The organism is Desulfitibacter sp. BRH_c19 (assembly GCA_001515945.1).
Taxonomy (GTDB): Bacteria; Bacillota; DSM-16504; order Desulfitibacterales; family Desulfitibacteraceae; genus Desulfitibacter.
In genome coordinates, this window is sequence record LOER01000033.1 from 115,474 (window position 1) to 132,766 (window position 17,293).

The 17,293-nt window shown below is 35.7% G+C and carries 14 protein-coding genes; 1 reads left to right on the plus strand and 13 read right to left on the minus strand.

The features are described 5' to 3' along the window. Nucleotides 1–93 precede the first annotated feature (93 nt). The 9 genes from APF76_11255 to APF76_11295 form a co-directional block, all read right to left on the minus strand. On the minus strand, nucleotides 94–723 hold the full coding sequence (locus APF76_11255) for a hypothetical protein (GenBank protein ID KUO50387.1): 630 nt from the start codon (nucleotides 721–723) through the stop codon (nucleotides 94–96). Between the two features lie 191 nt (nucleotides 724–914). After that, complete coding sequence (locus APF76_11260) at nucleotides 915–1,757, minus strand: fatty acid-binding protein DegV (protein ID KUO50281.1); 843 nt, start codon at nucleotides 1,755–1,757, stop codon at nucleotides 915–917. A gap of 174 nt (nucleotides 1,758–1,931) precedes the next feature. Beyond that, on the minus strand, nucleotides 1,932–2,861 hold the full coding sequence (locus tag APF76_11265; GenBank protein ID KUO50282.1) for a transporter: 930 nt from the start codon (nucleotides 2,859–2,861) through the stop codon (nucleotides 1,932–1,934). 672 nt (nucleotides 2,862–3,533) lie between these two features. Continuing rightward, nucleotides 3,534–3,947, minus strand: a complete 414-nt coding sequence (locus APF76_11270) for a hypothetical protein (GenBank protein KUO50283.1) — start codon at nucleotides 3,945–3,947, stop codon at nucleotides 3,534–3,536. Between the two features lie 322 nt (nucleotides 3,948–4,269). Then, nucleotides 4,270–5,358 (minus strand): hypothetical protein, encoded by a 1,089-nt coding sequence (locus tag APF76_11275; protein KUO50284.1) that lies wholly within the window; start codon nucleotides 5,356–5,358, stop codon nucleotides 4,270–4,272. Nucleotides 5,359–5,561: 203 nt separating this feature from the next. Continuing rightward, nucleotides 5,562–6,098 (minus strand): rubrerythrin, encoded by a 537-nt coding sequence (locus APF76_11280; protein ID KUO50285.1) that lies wholly within the window; start codon nucleotides 6,096–6,098, stop codon nucleotides 5,562–5,564. Nucleotides 6,099–6,226: 128 nt separating this feature from the next. Further along, entirely contained in the window at nucleotides 6,227–6,418 is a 192-nt protein-coding gene (locus APF76_11285) for a hypothetical protein (protein KUO50286.1), read from the minus strand. A gap of 192 nt (nucleotides 6,419–6,610) precedes the next feature. Then, complete coding sequence (locus tag APF76_11290) at nucleotides 6,611–7,585, minus strand: hypothetical protein (GenBank protein KUO50287.1); 975 nt, start codon at nucleotides 7,583–7,585, stop codon at nucleotides 6,611–6,613. A gap of 130 nt (nucleotides 7,586–7,715) precedes the next feature. Beyond that, nucleotides 7,716–9,023, minus strand: coding sequence for a hypothetical protein (locus tag APF76_11295; GenBank protein ID KUO50288.1), 1,308 nt, complete (start codon nucleotides 9,021–9,023; stop codon nucleotides 7,716–7,718). A 233-nt stretch (nucleotides 9,024–9,256) separates the two neighbouring features. On the opposite strand from APF76_11295, the gene APF76_11300 reads away from it, so the two are divergent. After that, nucleotides 9,257–10,669 (plus strand): hypothetical protein, encoded by a 1,413-nt coding sequence (locus APF76_11300; GenBank protein ID KUO50289.1) that lies wholly within the window; start codon nucleotides 9,257–9,259, stop codon nucleotides 10,667–10,669. A 223-nt stretch (nucleotides 10,670–10,892) separates the two neighbouring features. Here APF76_11300 and APF76_11305 read toward each other — a convergent pair whose 3' ends face one another. From APF76_11305 to APF76_11320, 4 genes are all read right to left on the minus strand, one after another. After that, on the minus strand, nucleotides 10,893–11,996 hold the full coding sequence (locus APF76_11305; protein ID KUO50290.1) for a hypothetical protein: 1,104 nt from the start codon (nucleotides 11,994–11,996) through the stop codon (nucleotides 10,893–10,895). A 138-nt stretch (nucleotides 11,997–12,134) separates the two neighbouring features. Next, complete coding sequence (locus APF76_11310; protein ID KUO50291.1) at nucleotides 12,135–13,004, minus strand: fatty acid-binding protein DegV; 870 nt, start codon at nucleotides 13,002–13,004, stop codon at nucleotides 12,135–12,137. A 429-nt stretch (nucleotides 13,005–13,433) separates the two neighbouring features. Then, entirely contained in the window at nucleotides 13,434–14,933 is a 1,500-nt protein-coding gene (locus APF76_11315; protein KUO50292.1) for a hypothetical protein, read from the minus strand. A gap of 110 nt (nucleotides 14,934–15,043) precedes the next feature. Beyond that, a complete protein-coding gene (locus tag APF76_11320; GenBank protein ID KUO50293.1) occupies nucleotides 15,044–17,287 on the minus strand; it encodes an ATP-dependent DNA helicase in 2,244 nt (747 codons plus the stop codon). Between the last annotated feature and the right edge of the window lie 6 nt (nucleotides 17,288–17,293).

A 17,293-nucleotide genomic window follows, 5' to 3' on the forward strand; every position in this document is an offset into this window, starting at 1 on the left:
AGAATACACTTTCTACAAACTAATCATAAACCCTTTGAAGGTATAAAAAAAAAGCAGTAAGATTACTACTGCAAGGCAGACAATGGTTTTTTCTTAGATAACAGAATCATCATCTTCTGTCTCTTGAATATATTCGGGATCATCCTCCTGCAAATCAACATATAGGTTACCATCTGTTGATAAGGTAGCCAAGAAAACATCTCTTATGTTCTTAATGCTTTTTGCTGAAAGCTCATTATACAACCATTCATGTGTAAGGCTATTTTGTTTCAAGTTCTGTTCTACTATACTACCATCTCTAATGATTTCAGAGGATACACCTTTATAGTTGGTGCTAATGTTTAAATCCTTTGGTGTAGCTGCCAAGTACTGACTTTTCTTCAGAACACTTAGCTGTCCATGGGGTTCTAAAATAGCAAACTCAACTTCACTTAAATCAAATACTCCCTTTTCCCGAAGTTGCATCATCAGGTCATCCTGATTATAACGTATTTTACTCATATTTTTCTCATATATCTTGCCATTTTGCACCATGACAAGGGGTTCACCTTCTATTAGTTTTCTAGCTGGTATACTTTTCAAGGATAAGTAACCTAAAGCTACCACAAACAAAGTTAGTACTATTGGACTGATGAGGACATAATAGCCCTCTACCTCCATAGTTACGTAAGCACCACCTATTGTGCCAATTATAATACCTGTAACAAAATCAAAGAATGTCATTTGAGATAGCAGTTTTTTACCAATTAAACGAGTTAATGTAACTAATAGGATAAAAACTATTACAGAATGATGGATTGCCTGATAAATCTCTGTAAAATCAACCAAAGGGTCACCTCCACTAGGCTTCACCTTGTCATATTGTACAAGTAGACCTTAAGTAAAGATTTCCCTTATATTCTTGTTTTATCCCCTTATCGAAAATAGAAAATAGCTAAAGTACCTGGCCCCGCGTGGGTTCCAATCGTACAACCTATTTCAGTAATTATCATTTCCTTTGGATTTAGTTGCTTGATTACTTCTTGTCTAAATAGCTCTACCTTATCAGGACTATTTGCATGTGCAAGGGCAAGAGTTTTGTCTGCAAAGTTTCCACCTCGTTCTTTTGCAAGGTCAATCATCTTTTGAATAACCTTTTTACTTCCCCTCACTTTATCCAAAGGCTCAACAAGACCATCAACGACTGTCAAAATAGGTTTAATATTAAGTATATTTGCTATCGTCGCTTTCATAGGCTTTAAACGACCACCCTTTTTTAAATTTTCTAACGTATCTACCGTAAACAAGTGGTCTACCTTAGGTTTTAACTCTTCAATTTTCTGTACAATTTCCTGTCTTTTAATTCCAGCTTCAGCCATTTTTGCTGCTTCATAAACAACCAGCCCCCCTCCAAAGGATAAACCCATGGTGTCCACCACATCTATTTGCGCATTACTGAGCTCTGCTTTTGCTAGAACAGCTGATTGATGGGTTCCACTAGCCCGGGAAGAGCCATTTATACAGAGGATTTCCTTTCCTTCATCTAGTGCTTTTTGAAAAACTTCGACAAAAGCAGGTGGAGTAACTTGAGACGTCTTAGGCAACTCCTTGATCTGAGTCAGCTTTTTGTAAAAATCAGGGTAGCTTAAATCCACACCATCAATATACTCTTCTTCCCCAAAATGAATCTTTAGCGGTACTATTTTAATGTCATACTTATCTATAATATCCTTTGGTATATCAGTCAAACTATCTGTAATAACCTGTATTTTGCTCAAAAATACACCCCCTAAGATAGTGAAATAGCCTTTATCAGCGTGCCACGCATACTAAATATTTCCACAATAATTAGTGAAATCCTGTCAAATTACAGGATGAACTATTATTTTTTCATTAAGTTGATATGCTCTTGTTAATTCCTATGCAATCTATTTCTCTAATAGCATTAAACTTTATGCTTGATGGGGTCTTTCTTTTGGTTTAAGTGGTTCCGCGCTTTTAATATTACGTGTCTTAGAAACAGTATATATCACTAGAGCCATCCATATGAAGCCAAAACTTATTAAATGAATCCTTGTGAACGCTTCTTTAAATACAAACACACCAAGAAGTAAGCTTATAGTTGGTGCTATATACTCCATAAAACCAACTGTAGATAACTCAAGCCTCTTTGCACTTTCAGCAAACCATAATAGGGGAGTAGCTGTAGCTATCCCAGAACCTAACAACAAAAGTATTACTGGTAAAGATACAGAACCTAATGATCCACTACCGTCGATTTGTCTGAATATAATATACCCTAGAGCTACCGGCGCTATAATTGCTGTCTCTAGAGCCAGACCGATAATGGGTTCTGCTTGAAGAATTTTTTTGGTTAACCCATATAATCCAAAGGTGATAGCTAATACAAGTGCTATCCAGGGTATCCTGCCATACTGCACCGTCATTATAACGACTCCAATCAAAGCCATTCCTACTGCTATACCTTGCCAAAAATTAAATTTTTCTTTTAAGAAGCTTACCCCTAAGAATACGGATACTAAAGGTAGCATGTAATATCCCATACTAGCTTCTATAACAAAGTTAGAATTTACTGCCCAAATATATGTACCCCAGTTGAGAGAAATTAATACTGAACAAATCAATAGTATAGATAAATTCTTTCTATTCATTAAATAGTCTCTTAGACTATTCAGTTTTCCAAGAAATATAATAATAGTTGTCACAAAAACAAATGACCACAAGATACGGTGAGCAAGAATTTGGTCTGCTGGAATCTGATTCAACATTTTCCAATATAAAGGCAAAAGCCCCCATGCAGAAAATGCAAATAAACCATAAACTAATCCAAGGGTTTTTTCACTAAGCTTTGAATTTTTCATTTTGTTAGCTCCTTAAAAGTGTATAATACTTCACTAATCATACGCAAAAAAGAAAAGCATTTCAATAGTTGATTCTAAAAAACACTAAGCAGGCAAATTATACTGCCTGCTTAGTGTTTCTCATATCCTAGCCCATACTTATTAGTGTTTTACCATAACTACATTAATTGCCTCTACTAGGGCATCAATAGTATCTCCCTGCTTAAAGTTTGCTTCTTCTAAACTGTCTCTCGTCATCACGGACGTGAGTCGTGGCCTATCAGGGCCTCAACCACCCAGTCACATGGTAACTTGGGCCATTAATTCATCTTGCTTTATGCTTTCTACCTCACCATGCAAAGAATTTTTCACACCAGGCTTCATCAAAATCACCTCCTATTTCTTCCTATTATTCGATATTAGTTACAATTTATTCAATTTACTTATTATTGGATAGCTTTCTAGAAAAACTGGAAAACTACCCGTAATAAGGAGGTGATACTTGATGCCTGATGATATCAACTGTCAAATAGAGGAATGTATATATAACGATCAAGTAGGTGGATGTAAAGCTCCAAACATTGAAGTCCGTTCAAGTCTACAAAGTAGAGTATGTGAAGAGTCAGACAACACGTGCTGCCAATCTTTTCAACCAAGATAAAAATCAGGCCTGAGCCTGATTTTTTTGGAAACCTAATCAATTTCAACATCATAAGACCATTCTAGCATTCCACCAGATAAATTATAAAGATTAGTAAATCCTTCATCTACAAGAATTCTAGCTGCTTGCATACTTCTATTTCCACTTCTGCACACTAGCAGTATCGGACTATCTGGGTTTAGGGTATCTAGGTGCTCCTGCAAAATGCCTAAAGGTATTAAAATCGCTCCTGGAATATGCCCCCCTTGAAACTCATGAGGCTCACGAACATCTAATATAATTAAATTAGGTTCACTTTCAATTAGATCTCTAGCTTGTTGAGAATTAATACTGACTACTTTATTATCACTTTCTGGAGTAGCAGTCATGTTTATGAACAATAGAACCAATAATAATGCTACAAATAGCGAAACTAAAAGCTTCTTATTTTTTAATAGCTTATCCACATTCAAACCTCCCTGTAAGTTAAACAATAATCATAAGTCTTATAATAACAGAAATAGCTTGGGCATGTTGTGGATAATTTATGAATTTGCTATGAAGATAGATGCATGAAATTTGTGATATTGAAGCATCCAAGTTATCAAGGGGATATCCTGTTTATTGATAGACGTTTTTCCTGAATGAAAAGGCCAATAATTTTGTTGGCTTTAATCTTTTAGGTTAGAATCCATTTTCCACATTCACCACATAAAAATACACGTACTGCATCAAAGCAGTACGTGTATTAGAGATACTTCCAATCTGATCTAAAGAATTTAGTGCCTATTAGTCATCAAAACTTAATGTAACATTCTTGACTCTTCTTGTGTTTTTTACAATAACCTTAATTTCTTTGGTTTCATATTCATCTAGGCTAAATTCCAGCAAATAAGTACCAGCTGGTACATCTATTGAATATTTTCCATCATCACCAGTACTATCAACCTCTCCATATTCTTCATATTTATCATCAAGCATTACGCTAAGGCTAACCTTAACATCTTCAAGAGGTTTATCATCATCATCTGTAACCATACCTCTAATAACAAATAAATCGTCATCGTCTATTGCTTCCATCTCTATATTAACAGGTGGTACATCCTCATCAACGTATACTGCTCTAGAGACCGGTTGATATAAATAGTGGTTGAATTTTATAGTGTATCTTCCAAATGGGATATCTTCAAAATCATACTCACCATCTTCATCTGTATAAGTGTAATCCTCTTCATCATCTTCTATAAATAAAGATACTTTTACATTTTCAATAGGATCTTTTTCTTCATCTATAACCTCACCACTAATAGTGCCTTCCTCTTCATCTTCCTCTTCATCATCAATATTTATTTTACCAGTATTCTTATCATGACTTACTTTTAGACCAAACGTTTCTGCAATAAATCTAAGGGGTACAAAAACTCTGTTGTTAATAAATCCGGGAGGAGCGTCAATTTCAACATCTTGTGCTCTTTCACCATCCTTACTTACAGTAACCCTACCATAATTGTCTTCGTCTTCTACGTCTAGATAAAACTTTATGACAATATCATCTCTTGAAACAGTAACTATCTCATTCTTCCACTCTACGCTTGCTCCCAAGCCTTGGGTAATGGCCCTAACTGGTATTAGTGTACGCCCTTCTTTGATAACTGAGGGAAGTTCAGAATCAATGTCCATGTTTCTAACCTTAATCATGTTTTTTTCCATTGCCTTAAAATTTGTTATATTCCTTTCATGTTTCAGCTGGCCTTTAACCTTGTCTAGCCCATTACCAACTCCCTGCTCTTGGGGATTGCCTGCTAAAGCAGGTAAGGAAAAACTCATTACAAAAAATAAAGCGATAAGTATAGCTAACCATTTCTTATTCTTTCTCAAACTAACATCTCCTTTAGATATATTATATTTTCTCATCTAACAGTATATTCGCAGGATCTGGTGAATTTTAGTAGGCACTTTATAAACTATTTGGATTTATTAGGAAATAAAACTATAGAAAAGTAAATAACGTGCCATGAGTAAAATAGCACGTTATGTATGGTTCCTATACCTAGTTGCCAACAGCAGGCAGATATATTTTCTTAATAATTTTCTGGAAGTATTTGATAGTGGGCTTGAGGATGAACACAAGCGGGGCATTCTTCTGGTGCTTCTTTGCCTATGTGCACATAACCACAGTTCCTACAATGCCATTTTACTACCTCTTCACGTTTAAATACTCTTCCTTTTTTAATGTTGTCTAATAATGCTCTATATCTCTTCTCATGCTCTTCTTCTACTTCACCTGTTTCATGGAAGAATTCTGCAATCTCATCAAAGCCTTCTTCTTTAGCCTCCTCTTCCATTCGCTTATACATATCTGTCCATTCAAAATTTTCACCTGAGGCAGCATTTTCTAGATTTTCTTTTGTATCTCCTATGCCTCTTAAAAACTTGAAAGCTCTTTTAGCATGCTCTTTTTCATTATCAGCGGTTTCTAAAAATACCCCAGCGATCTGCTCATAGCCTTCTTTTTTTGCTGCGCTAGCCCAGTATGTATACTTATTTCGTGCTTGGGATTCACCAGCAAAAGCTTCCTGTAAGTTTTTCTCTGTTTTAGTACCTCTTAATTCTTTCATAAATAATAGTCCTCCCTTAAAATATATAGATTTCTAAATCTCTGTTTTTACCTTATGAGTATAGATTACCATAATTATATGGGACAAAAATTAAAGTTTTTGTGAAGATTTTTTGTAGAATAGGATGGTTACGCTTTTTTCCGGTCAACAATGAGTTTGCCCCCTACAGCCACATTTTCAGGCGCGTTTTCTTTAAAAATAACAACAATATTAGATGGATCTAGCTTAGTTGCCTTAGAAATAGTATCAGTTATTTCTTTAGCAGCAGTTCGTTTATTCTCTAGAGGCAAAGCTGGACCATCATAAGTAATCGTAGGCATTCTTTCACCCCCCATCAATTCTATGTCTTAATCATACCCAATTTTCTTTATTATAATATCATGAAACTTTTTGATAGTGCCAAAAAGGCTTGAAGGACTAGCCCTTCAAACCTTCTTTTATTAATTATATATTATTTTATATCTTTAGTAAATTACTGTAGGTTTTCTTCTACAGCAACGCGCGGATTAGCTTTAAGGATGGTAGCCAGGGCCTGGATTGAGCCAACCTTTGGTTTTGCCAAACTTAATGTAATTATCTAAGAGGTCGACTTCTTCTAACAGTAATTTTTTAAAAATGTTTCTAACCCTATCATTAAAGGTACATTGTTTTAAAGCTTGAGCGTGAATGGTTAATGCTCCTTGGATACCTATCATGATAATCCGGTATGTGTAATCATCTTCAAATAACTCAGTATTTCCAGGAGAAACTGTAACCTCGGGAGGTTTCTTCGGTAAGGGAATACCAAAATATTGCAGTTCTTTCTCAAGTAGCTGAGCATGCTTTGTTAATTGGTTAATTCCAACTTTTAGAATCATTTTGTAATCACCGTCAAAAGTAAAGGCCTGATATAGCTGTGTTTGACGTCGATTATCGTAACGGTAGCCTAAATGATCCCAGAGATGATAGGCGTCAATAGTTGATAGTTTTTCCTTAATGTTCTTGTTGATACTCTGATACAAGGGGGGTGTCTCCAACCAGCCTTTGAGTTTTAAGTATCCAACAACCTCATTCTGCTGATTGATAGTCTTTACTGACAGCTTTTTAAAAAGTCCCCGAACAGAATCATTATTCATACTAGTTCTAAATGCCCTTAATAAATTTTCCACATGTTCCTGCAAATACACAAAGAAATCATCGGCAATAAATTGATCATGTACTGCTTCTGGATTAACCGGAGCATTCATAGCGTATCTATTCTGTCCAGGGCCTTTAATCCCATATGTTGTCATTTCCTTTTCTAATATTGTGGCATTCTCCATTATTTCTTTAAGGTGCCTGGCAAGTATAAGCTTCAGGTCCATATCATGGGTGAAATTCTCCCAAATCTTTAGTTTTTCTATAGTTACATATTTTGTTTGCAAAATACCCCATAAATTATATGCTTCCTGGACATCCACCTGTTTTTGCTTTTTTTCAGTTTTGGTGCGGAGGTTTGTAAAAACCATCCCATTACCTCCAAATATTTAAAATATTAAGCTTAGCTTTTCCCATCTAGATTTTTTTATTTAAAAAATCTAATTAAAAAGCCAACCCTTAGGTTGACTTTTTTGCAAAACCTATAAACATTTTGCTATGTTACTCTTTTGCTACCATTGGTATAATTACTATTGTTTCATTATCTTCTACTGAGACATCCATTGTAAAAGTTTCATAGTTTGCATGGCTAAACTCTAAACTATAATCTCCAAAAGGTACATTGCTAGTGGTATATTCTCCATTGCTATCTGTTCTAGTTCTTACAATTAAATCATCCCCATCATATACACGCACATATACATTTCTGATTCCAACTGTGGTGTTGCTTTTTGTAACTTTTCCACTAATGAAACCTTCTTCAATTTCTGGACTCATTGTTGCATTAACTCTTATTGTTTCACCGTCTTTTACTGTTCCACGCACATTTACGGTTTCATAGTCGTCATGGCTAAACTCTAACCTATAGGTGCCAACAGGCAGATCATTGATTGTATATTCGCCATTTCTATCTGTAGTAGTTCTTTTAACCCAATCATCTCCATCATATACACGCACATATACATTGCTGATTCCTGTTCTGGTGCCATCTATTGTAACTTTTCCAGTAACATCCCCAACTTCAGTTTCAACTTTTGACATTATAACGTTGGTAGTAGTTACTCTATCTTCTTTTACCTCCACATCATCCCTTGAAACCGTATTATAGTCATCATGGCTAAATTCCAGGGTATATGTGCCAGTAGGAATATCCTTTAGAATGTACTGCCCATCCTCATCAGTTTTTACTCTTTGAATCCTTTCATCTTCTTCAAACACAATTACCATAACATCTTCAATAGCTTCGCGTTTATCATCTATCATTTCGGAAACATATCCTTTAATGTCTCCTACTTCATCACCAATATTAATTTCATCATTATCAGGATTATATTTTACTTTTTCACCTAAAACTTCTGAAATAAACCTTAAAGGTACGAAAACTCTGTTGTTAATCTTACCAGGTGGTACATCAATTTCCACTTCTTTACCATTTACAAAGACTTCACCAGATTCCAAGTCAAACTCTATTTCAATATCTCCCCTGGTAACGGTAACAATTTTATTTTTTTCATCCCAGTCCACTTCAGCTCCTAATCCCTGGGTGATAGCTCTTACTGGTATTAGTGTACGCCCTTCTTTTATTACTGGAGGTACATCAAAATTAATATGCTTATTTCTAACCTTAATCTTATTCTGAGCCATTTCTAAATACTCAGTTATGGTTTGCTCATATTTGGCTTTCTCGGCTTTCTTTAACAGACCCTTGCCTACACCCTGCCCATTGTTACCTGCTAGGACAGGTAAGGAACAAATCATGACGAACACCAATGTAATAAGTAATGCTATTAACCTTCTACTTTTTCTCATATCAATCTCTCCTTTTATTTTTTTGTATTGTCTAATAGATAATTCGCACCCCTTGGTTAATTTTAGTAGGTACTATAAAATTATATTTACAAATTTCCTATTTATGTCATGTAACTCGTTGATTGAAAGAGGTTCAGATTAAGTAAGGGACTTATACACAAAAATAGTTTATAATTAATTGTAAATTTATAATAAGCAGCATCATTGAAAGAATACCTAAGGGGAGGAAAAAAATGGGGATATTTAGTGATAAAATGATATTAACATATTCTCTTTATGGTCTCGCTTTTTTTACAATGGCCGTTGTAATTGCATCTCAAGTCAGAAAAGATAGCAGCTTCATTTTAGCTAAACCTCTGTGGTTTTTATCAGTATTTGGCTTAATTCAAGCTCTTGCAGAATGGAGTAAAGTTGCTAAGTTACTTCATATGTATGAGATTGCTTTGTTAGATATTTTTACACTTCATGTGATTGATGTCCTAACAGTTGGAATATCCTCTACATTCCTATTTTTATTTGGAATCCATTTAGTAATTGCCTCTAAGGGTAAATATACTCAATTAAGATATTTACCCTTGATTCTAGCAGTAATATGGGCTACTAAGTTCATAATAATTGACTTAATTATTCTACCCACAGATGATCTTCGAACTTGGAATGCTAACAGCATAGCCTGGTCAAGATATGTACTAGCCCTTCCAGGATCTATTTTAGTAAGTGTAGGATTAATTCTTCAGCTTCCAGTATTAAAAAGACTGCGCTTAAAATCTGCCTATTACCATTGCTTAGGCTCAGCTGCTATATTTGGCGCTTATGGCTTTTTTTCAGGATTAATAACTTTTCCCATAAATTTTTGGCCTGGAACTGTGTTGAATACTTCAACCTTTACTCAACTGACCGGTATGCCCGTACAGCACTTCAGAACTGCCTTAGGCTTATTAATGGCTTATACAATTATTCGTACAATAACCATTTTCAATGTGGAGCAACAGAGGCGTGTGGAAGAGGCTGAGAGACTGAGTGTTCTTATGAAGGAGAGGAAGCGCTTCTCAATAGATTTACATGATGGGGTTATTCAATCCATTTATGCAGCAGGTCTAGTAATAGAAACAAGCCAAGACATGCTTAAAAATGGAGAGCAAGTAAAAGCAAACGAACATTTAGAAACTGTTAAGAAAAGGCTTAATAATGCACTAATTGAACTTAGAAGTTATATTGTAGATTTAGGCAAAGAAACTGAGGGCAGTCTACAGCATATGCTAACAAATCTAATTCATGAGTTTCGTAGTATATCCATGGTCAATATTGACATGATAGATAAATCAAAAGGTAAACTATATTTACAACAAGCACAAGAGAACAATGTATTTCATATAGTCCAAGAGGCCTTGTTTAATATTATAAAACATGCCAACGCTTCAAAAGTAAAGATTTTCATTGAAGAAGGGCTTCATAATGATATTACTATTAGAATAATTGATAATGGTATAGGCTATAACCCCAAAGGATACTCAAGAAGCGATGCTTCTAAAGGTAAGGGTCTAACAAATATGCATTATAGGGCCCAACGTTTAGGTGGCACTTTGACTATGGATACTAAGGAAGGTAAGGGGACTGAGGTAGTGCTTTGTTTTAAGAAGGGTTGATGGATAGATAAGATTCCTATTCGGGCCTTAATTGTTCACTCCGTCCCTTCACCGGTTAGCCGTTAGATAAAGCAAAATTGTCAACTTGTCTGCAACAAGACTTTCTTGATCTTACCTAGTTTTTTTAATTCATTACAAAAATAGACCAGTATCTGGTTTATTGATAGCTTCCATTAAAGTGACAGGTTAAATATATATCTGATTTATTTTTCAAATTTATACGCTAATCTTCTATAGATGCACCCCGAAACTCAGCCAACATTAGGTCAACCATTCTGCCATAACTGTTCACTCCGTCCTTTTGCCGGTTAGCCATGAGATAGGTGTTGTTTATGTTGGTGGATATCTGATCAATAGGGCCTTGATAATGAGTCCAATATTTTTTCATGTCCTCAATATCACGATTAACCCCTTCACTATACTCATTTCTAACCTCGATCCAGGTTTCTGGGTTGTATCTATATAGTGTATTCATTGTGTAGGTCAGGGCCAGCATTACTCCAGAATACTGAAAGTCAGGATCCGGATGTAATGTACTGGTCAGGTAGGCTATATAATTTGCCTCATCTTCTCTGGCAAAGCCACGCTGGTGAGCCATCTCATGGGTAGTAGTGGAGGCAAGCATGAAGTGAGGCATATTGGTATTTATATTAGCCTCGGCTGTAAAAGGAAAGAATACTCCACCAATACCAGTATAAGACCAATAGGGTGAAAGCATTACTCCCTTAGGTCTGCCGTATTGACCCCCCAGTTCCGGATAGATTTCCGCTGCCCTCTCGTATCCTAGATTTGCCCGGCCAAACATATCCCGAATCCCATTTGGTAGGGTCATTACACCTCGTTCGTCCTCGGCTACTTGCTCTCGCAAGTCGTTGGCCCAATGTGTCAAATGTATAGCTAATTCAGCAAGCTCTTCCACGGAGGCAGATTCTACTGGTAAACCGGATATTTCAGCGAAGGTCATTCGATTGTAGTTAAATCCCCACATCAGGTTAAAAGCCAGATATAAAACAGCCAAGGTAAGGAGTAGCCTAACAGCTTTTTTCGGTAATTCTTTGATAAAACACTTTGGATTCCTGTTCAAGATGACAATTGTTCTGACTACTTTATACATTATAAAACCTACTATTGATACAACTATCAGCTCACTTACTGAAAACGGGAAAAGGCCCGTCAATAGAGAATAAGGCCTTATAGTCCAATAGTATAATTTTGTGGAATAACCGGACTCAATTAGCGCGGAAAACCGTGATGCAAACAGGGAAAAAACAATCCCAAAAACAAACAATGCATAAAAAACCAACCTAGTTATTTGTCTGAGTTTCATTGTCTCTCATTCCCCTTGTGTGATATTTATACAAGAGGATTATACCATATATGCTACTAAATTTTTATAAAACCTAACATTAGAATTATCTTATAATGTTTAGATTTGCAATTGATGACAAGCCAAAATGTCAATTTGTCAAGCCTGACCCCGTGTAAAGCCTGACCCCGTGTAATATGCAATAGCTATGGCACCAGGACCAACGTGTAATCCGATTACCGGACCTATAGCTTGGATACTAATGTCTACATCTAAAATCTGCTTCATATCATTCGCTAGTTCTCTTGCTTCATCTATGCAGTCTATATGATGAACTATAATTTCTCCTAATCCTAGAGTTCTAATATCCTCTAACACTTGCTCTACCATGGTTAATACAGCCTTTTTCTTTGTTCTAACCTTTTTAAATATTGTAGTTACACCATTTTCTACAGTTAGTATGGGAATGATTTTTAAGAAGTTCCCGATTATAGCATTTGCCCTCCCAATCCTTCCGCCCTTTTCCAAGTATTCTAGACTGTCTGGTATAAATAAAAACCGACTTTTTTTCATATTTTCTTCAGCTACTTTTTTTACTTGGTCTAGGGTTTTACCTTCCATAGCAGCTCTTGCTGCTACTATGACTGCAAATCCTAGCTGCATACAATTTGACCGAGAATCTATAATCTCTAGCTTGGCATTAGGGTAATTCTCTAAAATCATATCTCTGGCCGTATTGGCTGTTGAGTATGTGCCACTCATTTCTGAAGATAAAAAAATAGCTAGCAGACTATGACCTACTTTTACTATGCCTTCCATCTCATTATATAAATCGCCTATAGAGGGCTGTGAAGATTTGGGAATACCCTTTTTCTTCATCATTTCATAAAAGCTTTTATTATCTATTTCCGTTTCCTTAAAAGCATTATCTCCAAAATCTACACTAAGTGGCACAACGGCTATATCTAATGACTCTCTCACCGCTTCATTAATATAGCTTGTACTGTCAGTCAATATCTTAATACCCATGCAATCAATCATCCTCCCCCATCAAAACCCGTAAAGTAGTAACCTATGAAGAACTCTAGAAACATTATAGACTAATACAATATCAAACTCCAACCCCTTATTAAATAATACTAATAATTGCTTTACATAACTACAGATCTAAGGCAATGGTCCTTTAGCCCTTTTTTTAGTTTGGGTAGCATAATGTGAAAGAAGGCCCATTGGGCTTTAATTTTTTTGTAAAAGATATTTGGAAAATTATTGAGTAAAATATGACTCGCAGAAATATCTTGGGAAGGAAGTACCTTTTTTGGAGAACAAAGAGTATGAATGATAGAAGGACCTCCATAAATTAATACCGGAGATCCTTCTAGTGGAAACCATGTTTACTTTTTATTGCTACATTTTAGAACATTACCAGAGACAGCGGATTATGTCTTAGGCCTGGTTTTAATAAAGCTCTACTTCAAAAGTGCCAAAAACATCTTCTTCATAAACTGCCCAGAGTCCAAAAGATCCTTCCTCAGCTTCGTCGGTTACGGTTAATTTTCCATTATCCAGTTCTACACCAATTAGTTCTGTAATTTCTTCCCCATCTTCATCGGTCAAATACCACTCTACTGCTATTCCTTGCATTTCATAATCAAACTGGTCCAGAACAGAAGCCTTATATTCCTTTTCAATCTCTCCTTCAGACGGTATAGCTACTTCTTCGTCCCCAGCTATAAAGACTTCGGCAACATAAGGATAGTATACAGTAACTTCCAGTTCATCATCCAGTACTTCATCATCAACAACATATACTGCCTTCAGAGTAAATACAAGCTTTTCCTCCGGAAGTTCACTCAAAGTTACTTCTCCATTATCTATCTTAATATATTCATAGTCATCCTCCGCAAGAAGCCAGCTAACTGTTTTTTCCATGTCTCTGCCTTCCTGGTCTTTAACTGCTGCAGAATACTCTAAAACAAGTGGGACTTCGTCATCTTCTGTCAACGCCACATATTTAGGTCCTGAAATTTCCACTGAATTAACTTCCGGAGAATACACTATAACCTCCAGCGTTTCACTTACCTCACCGTTCTCTGCCGTAACGGTGAATTCCCCTTCTTCCGCCGGAACTTCTAATCTCACCCTATTATCCTCTTCACTTGTAATATCAAGCTCAGAACTTATGCTCCATTCCACAGTCTCATTCTCTATTACTGATCCTTTTTGATCTAAAACCAATGCAGTATAATCTACATTAATGAAATCTTCTTGGCCTTCCATGAAGGTGATATACTCCGGACCTTCTATTTTGATTTCACTAATTTCCTGCTTGTAAAGTTCTACCTTAAGGGTCTTAGAAAATTCTTCGTCCCCAGTTGTATAAAGAGCAGATATAGTTATAGTGCCACTTTCTGCATCGAGGCTTACTTCTAAAGTACCATCTTCAAAACTTATTCCGGCAATCTCATCATCATTTTCAATGCTCCAGTCTACAGTTACACTTGTTTTCTCCCCATTCTCATCTACAAATACCGCATTATAATCTGATGTTAGCGTTTCATCGTCAGGTATAACAATGAACCTGTCACCCGATATTACTAATCCGGGCTCAACTGGTTTTTCCTGTAAAACTTCTGCAAACCTCATTTGAATACCAGGTGGAAGTACATCTCTACCCTGCATTCCGGGCGGTAAACCACCTTTATTTTGCAAACCAGGCGGGGTACCTTTCCCCTGTAAACCCTGAGGTGTTTCCTTTTCCTGTTTTTTCTCCTGCTCAGATTTTTCTTTAGTATTACGTTCGTCATCGTCAAAAAATAGATCATCCTCATAGTCAAGGCTGTCTATTGACGCATTTGGCCCACCCGCATGCTCAGGGGGAGCTGCTACAGCCAGCCCTCCAAGACTAAGTAGAAACGTCAACAGCAATGCAAGAATTATTAGCACATTCCTTTTCATGAAATCCCTCCATATATGCTTTATTGGTTGAATATTAACATATCTGGCTGCATCCTTATATAGGCCAAACTTCCTAATTATGGTTAGGACGTATCACAAACCAAGCGAGATTAGCTAGGTATATAACTACTTTTATTTCCAGTATAGTAAAGCACTAATCTATGTAGTGCTCTTGTGCAAGATATATATAGCAGATTTTTGTCACGCTCATTCCAATAATTTTCACTAGAAACATCATAAACCAATACAACATCAAATTCTAACCCCTTTGCTAAATATCCTGGAATAATCATTACTCCAGATAGAACTTCTTTATCGGTAGAATTTATTAGGTTTATAGGAATAAAATCCTTTAGTCTATTATGGAGTGCTTTTGATTGAACCGTGCTTTTACAAATAATAGCTATTGTTTCATAACCTTGTTTAATGTAGTCCTTAACCTTACTGACTACAGCATCATCCATGCTTTGTGTACTATGCTTATGAATAATTTCTGGGTGAGCTTCATGCCGTTCAATGCTTTCATAATCCTGATTAAGGTTCAATATTCGTTGTGTAAAGGAGCTAATTTCATAGGAAGATCTGTAGCCCTTATTTAAGGATAGATGTGTTGTTGTTCTTTTAGATAATATGTCGCTAATTTTATCATAGATGGATAAGTTGGTATCTCCATTCACTGCTTGATGAACATCCCCTAGGACAGTATATCTTGCATCCCTAAAGAGAGTATTAAATACTTGATAATGTAATGGAAGATAGTCTTGAGCTTCATCAATCACTACATGTTTAATTCCTTTGACTCCTGAAAAAGCATCACTACCTTCAACCTTTAATTTTAGATATAGTAATGGAGCACAATCTTCGTAACGCAAAACGTTACCTTCTATGTCTTCTCTAGTCAATTCTACAATGTGTTCTATATCGTTTGGCAGCTTCAAATCTCCAGCCAGCCTGAATAGGAGCTCCTTGTCTGCAAAAAGCATGTGATATATTTGTACATAGTCAATCTCCGTAAATCTTCTAATTATCTTTAATAATCTTTTCGCTTCTTTAATAGAAAGTAATCTGCTAAAAGCTTTAATTTCCAGATCACGACCTTCAACGTTTTGAACAAGGTCTTCAATCTTCTTCAGTCTTTCTCTTCTCAAAGGATGAATTCTTTTAAAAATATTCTCTTCAATTGCTTTTAATCTTTTAGCCAAAGGTCTTCCCGTTTTATCATTAATAAGTCGTGCTTTCAGTAGTTGTTTCGTAATAATAATCTGATTCTGGAAGTAAATATCCTCAAAGCTTATCAAATTTCTTTCATAATACTGAAGCATTCTATTAAGGATTTGAACAAATATCTTTGATCCTTTAAAATTTATGGATTTTTGGCGTCTTTCCAAATCTTCCTGATTTTTGTAACTCACTAGAGCTTCAAGCTGTTCAACGCTTTTTTCTGTCATCAATCTATCTTGCAAAAGTATGGAGACAATATCATCAAATGTCATTTGTTGAACGTTTTCTTCTCCTAGTTCAGGGAGAACTCCAGATATATATCTCCCAAATACTTTGTTTGGAGAAATAATTAACATGTTCTTTGCCTTTAGGTTTTGATTCATGCCCTGATATAGTAAATAAGCTATTCTATGCAAAGCAATGGAGGTTTTTCCGCTTCCTGCAACTCCTTGAACAATTAGTAACTCATTTTCTAAATCTCGAATAATACTGTTCTGCTCCTTCTGAATGGTATTTACTATATTTCTCATTTTGGGAGAGGCATTTCCAGATAGTACCTGCTGTAACATTTCATCATCGATTTTTAAACTACAATCAAAAAAGTACTTCAATTCACTATCATATATTTTATATTGACGCTTCAATTTTACTTTTCCAGCTATAATTTTACTTGGTGCTTGATAGCTAGCATTTCCTAATTCATGCTCATAGAATATACTTGAAATAGCTGCTCGCCAATCATAAACAAGAATATTAAAGGAGGATAAATCCATTACATTGTACATGCCAACATATACTTCTTCTTTTTCCTTTGTACCTTCCTCAATAAAATCAAATCGTCCAAAATATGGGCATGAAAGCATTTTTTGATATTTATCAATTTCCTTGACAGTATTTTGACAGCTTACCACCTGGTTATTTTCAATAGCAAGATATTGATTCATCTCGGTAAGCTTTGTAAAGTCATTTGAAGAGTGTGCTGTATTCTCCCACATATCCGTTCTAATGGTTAAAAGCTCCTCTTTTCTCCTAGCTAGTGTTTTATTTAACTCAGCCATTTCCACTTCTATGAATTTTAAAGTAGATTTTAAACGAACTTTTTCTTCTTCCTCGTTCTGTTTATATAGATCCATAAACAT

Bases quoted from the DNA above. Each gene is read 5' to 3' on its own strand.
- APF76_11305 (KUO50290.1), bottom strand. From the start codon at position 11,996: ATGAAACTCAGACAAATAACTAGGTTGGTTTTTTATGCATTGTTTGTT.
- APF76_11295 (KUO50288.1), bottom strand. From the start codon at position 9,023: ATGAGAAAAAGTAGAAGGTTAATAGCATTACTTATTACATTGGTGTTC.
- APF76_11300 (KUO50289.1), top strand. From the start codon at position 9,257: ATGGGGATATTTAGTGATAAAATGATATTAACATATTCTCTTTATGGT.
- APF76_11290 (KUO50287.1), bottom strand. From the start codon at position 7,585: ATGGTTTTTACAAACCTCCGCACCAAAACTGAAAAAAAGCAAAAACAG.
- APF76_11315 (KUO50292.1), bottom strand. From the start codon at position 14,933: ATGAAAAGGAATGTGCTAATAATTCTTGCATTGCTGTTGACGTTTCTA.
- APF76_11310 (KUO50291.1), bottom strand. From the start codon at position 13,004: ATGGGTATTAAGATATTGACTGACAGTACAAGCTATATTAATGAAGCG.
- APF76_11255 (KUO50387.1), bottom strand. From the start codon at position 723: ATGACATTCTTTGATTTTGTTACAGGTATTATAATTGGCACAATAGGT.
- APF76_11320 (KUO50293.1), bottom strand. From the start codon at position 17,287: ATGGATCTATATAAACAGAACGAGGAAGAAGAAAAAGTTCGTTTAAAA.
- APF76_11285 (KUO50286.1), bottom strand. From the start codon at position 6,418: ATGCCTACGATTACTTATGATGGTCCAGCTTTGCCTCTAGAGAATAAA.
- APF76_11280 (KUO50285.1), bottom strand. From the start codon at position 6,098: ATGAAAGAATTAAGAGGTACTAAAACAGAGAAAAACTTACAGGAAGCT.
- APF76_11265 (KUO50282.1), bottom strand. From the start codon at position 2,861: ATGAAAAATTCAAAGCTTAGTGAAAAAACCCTTGGATTAGTTTATGGT.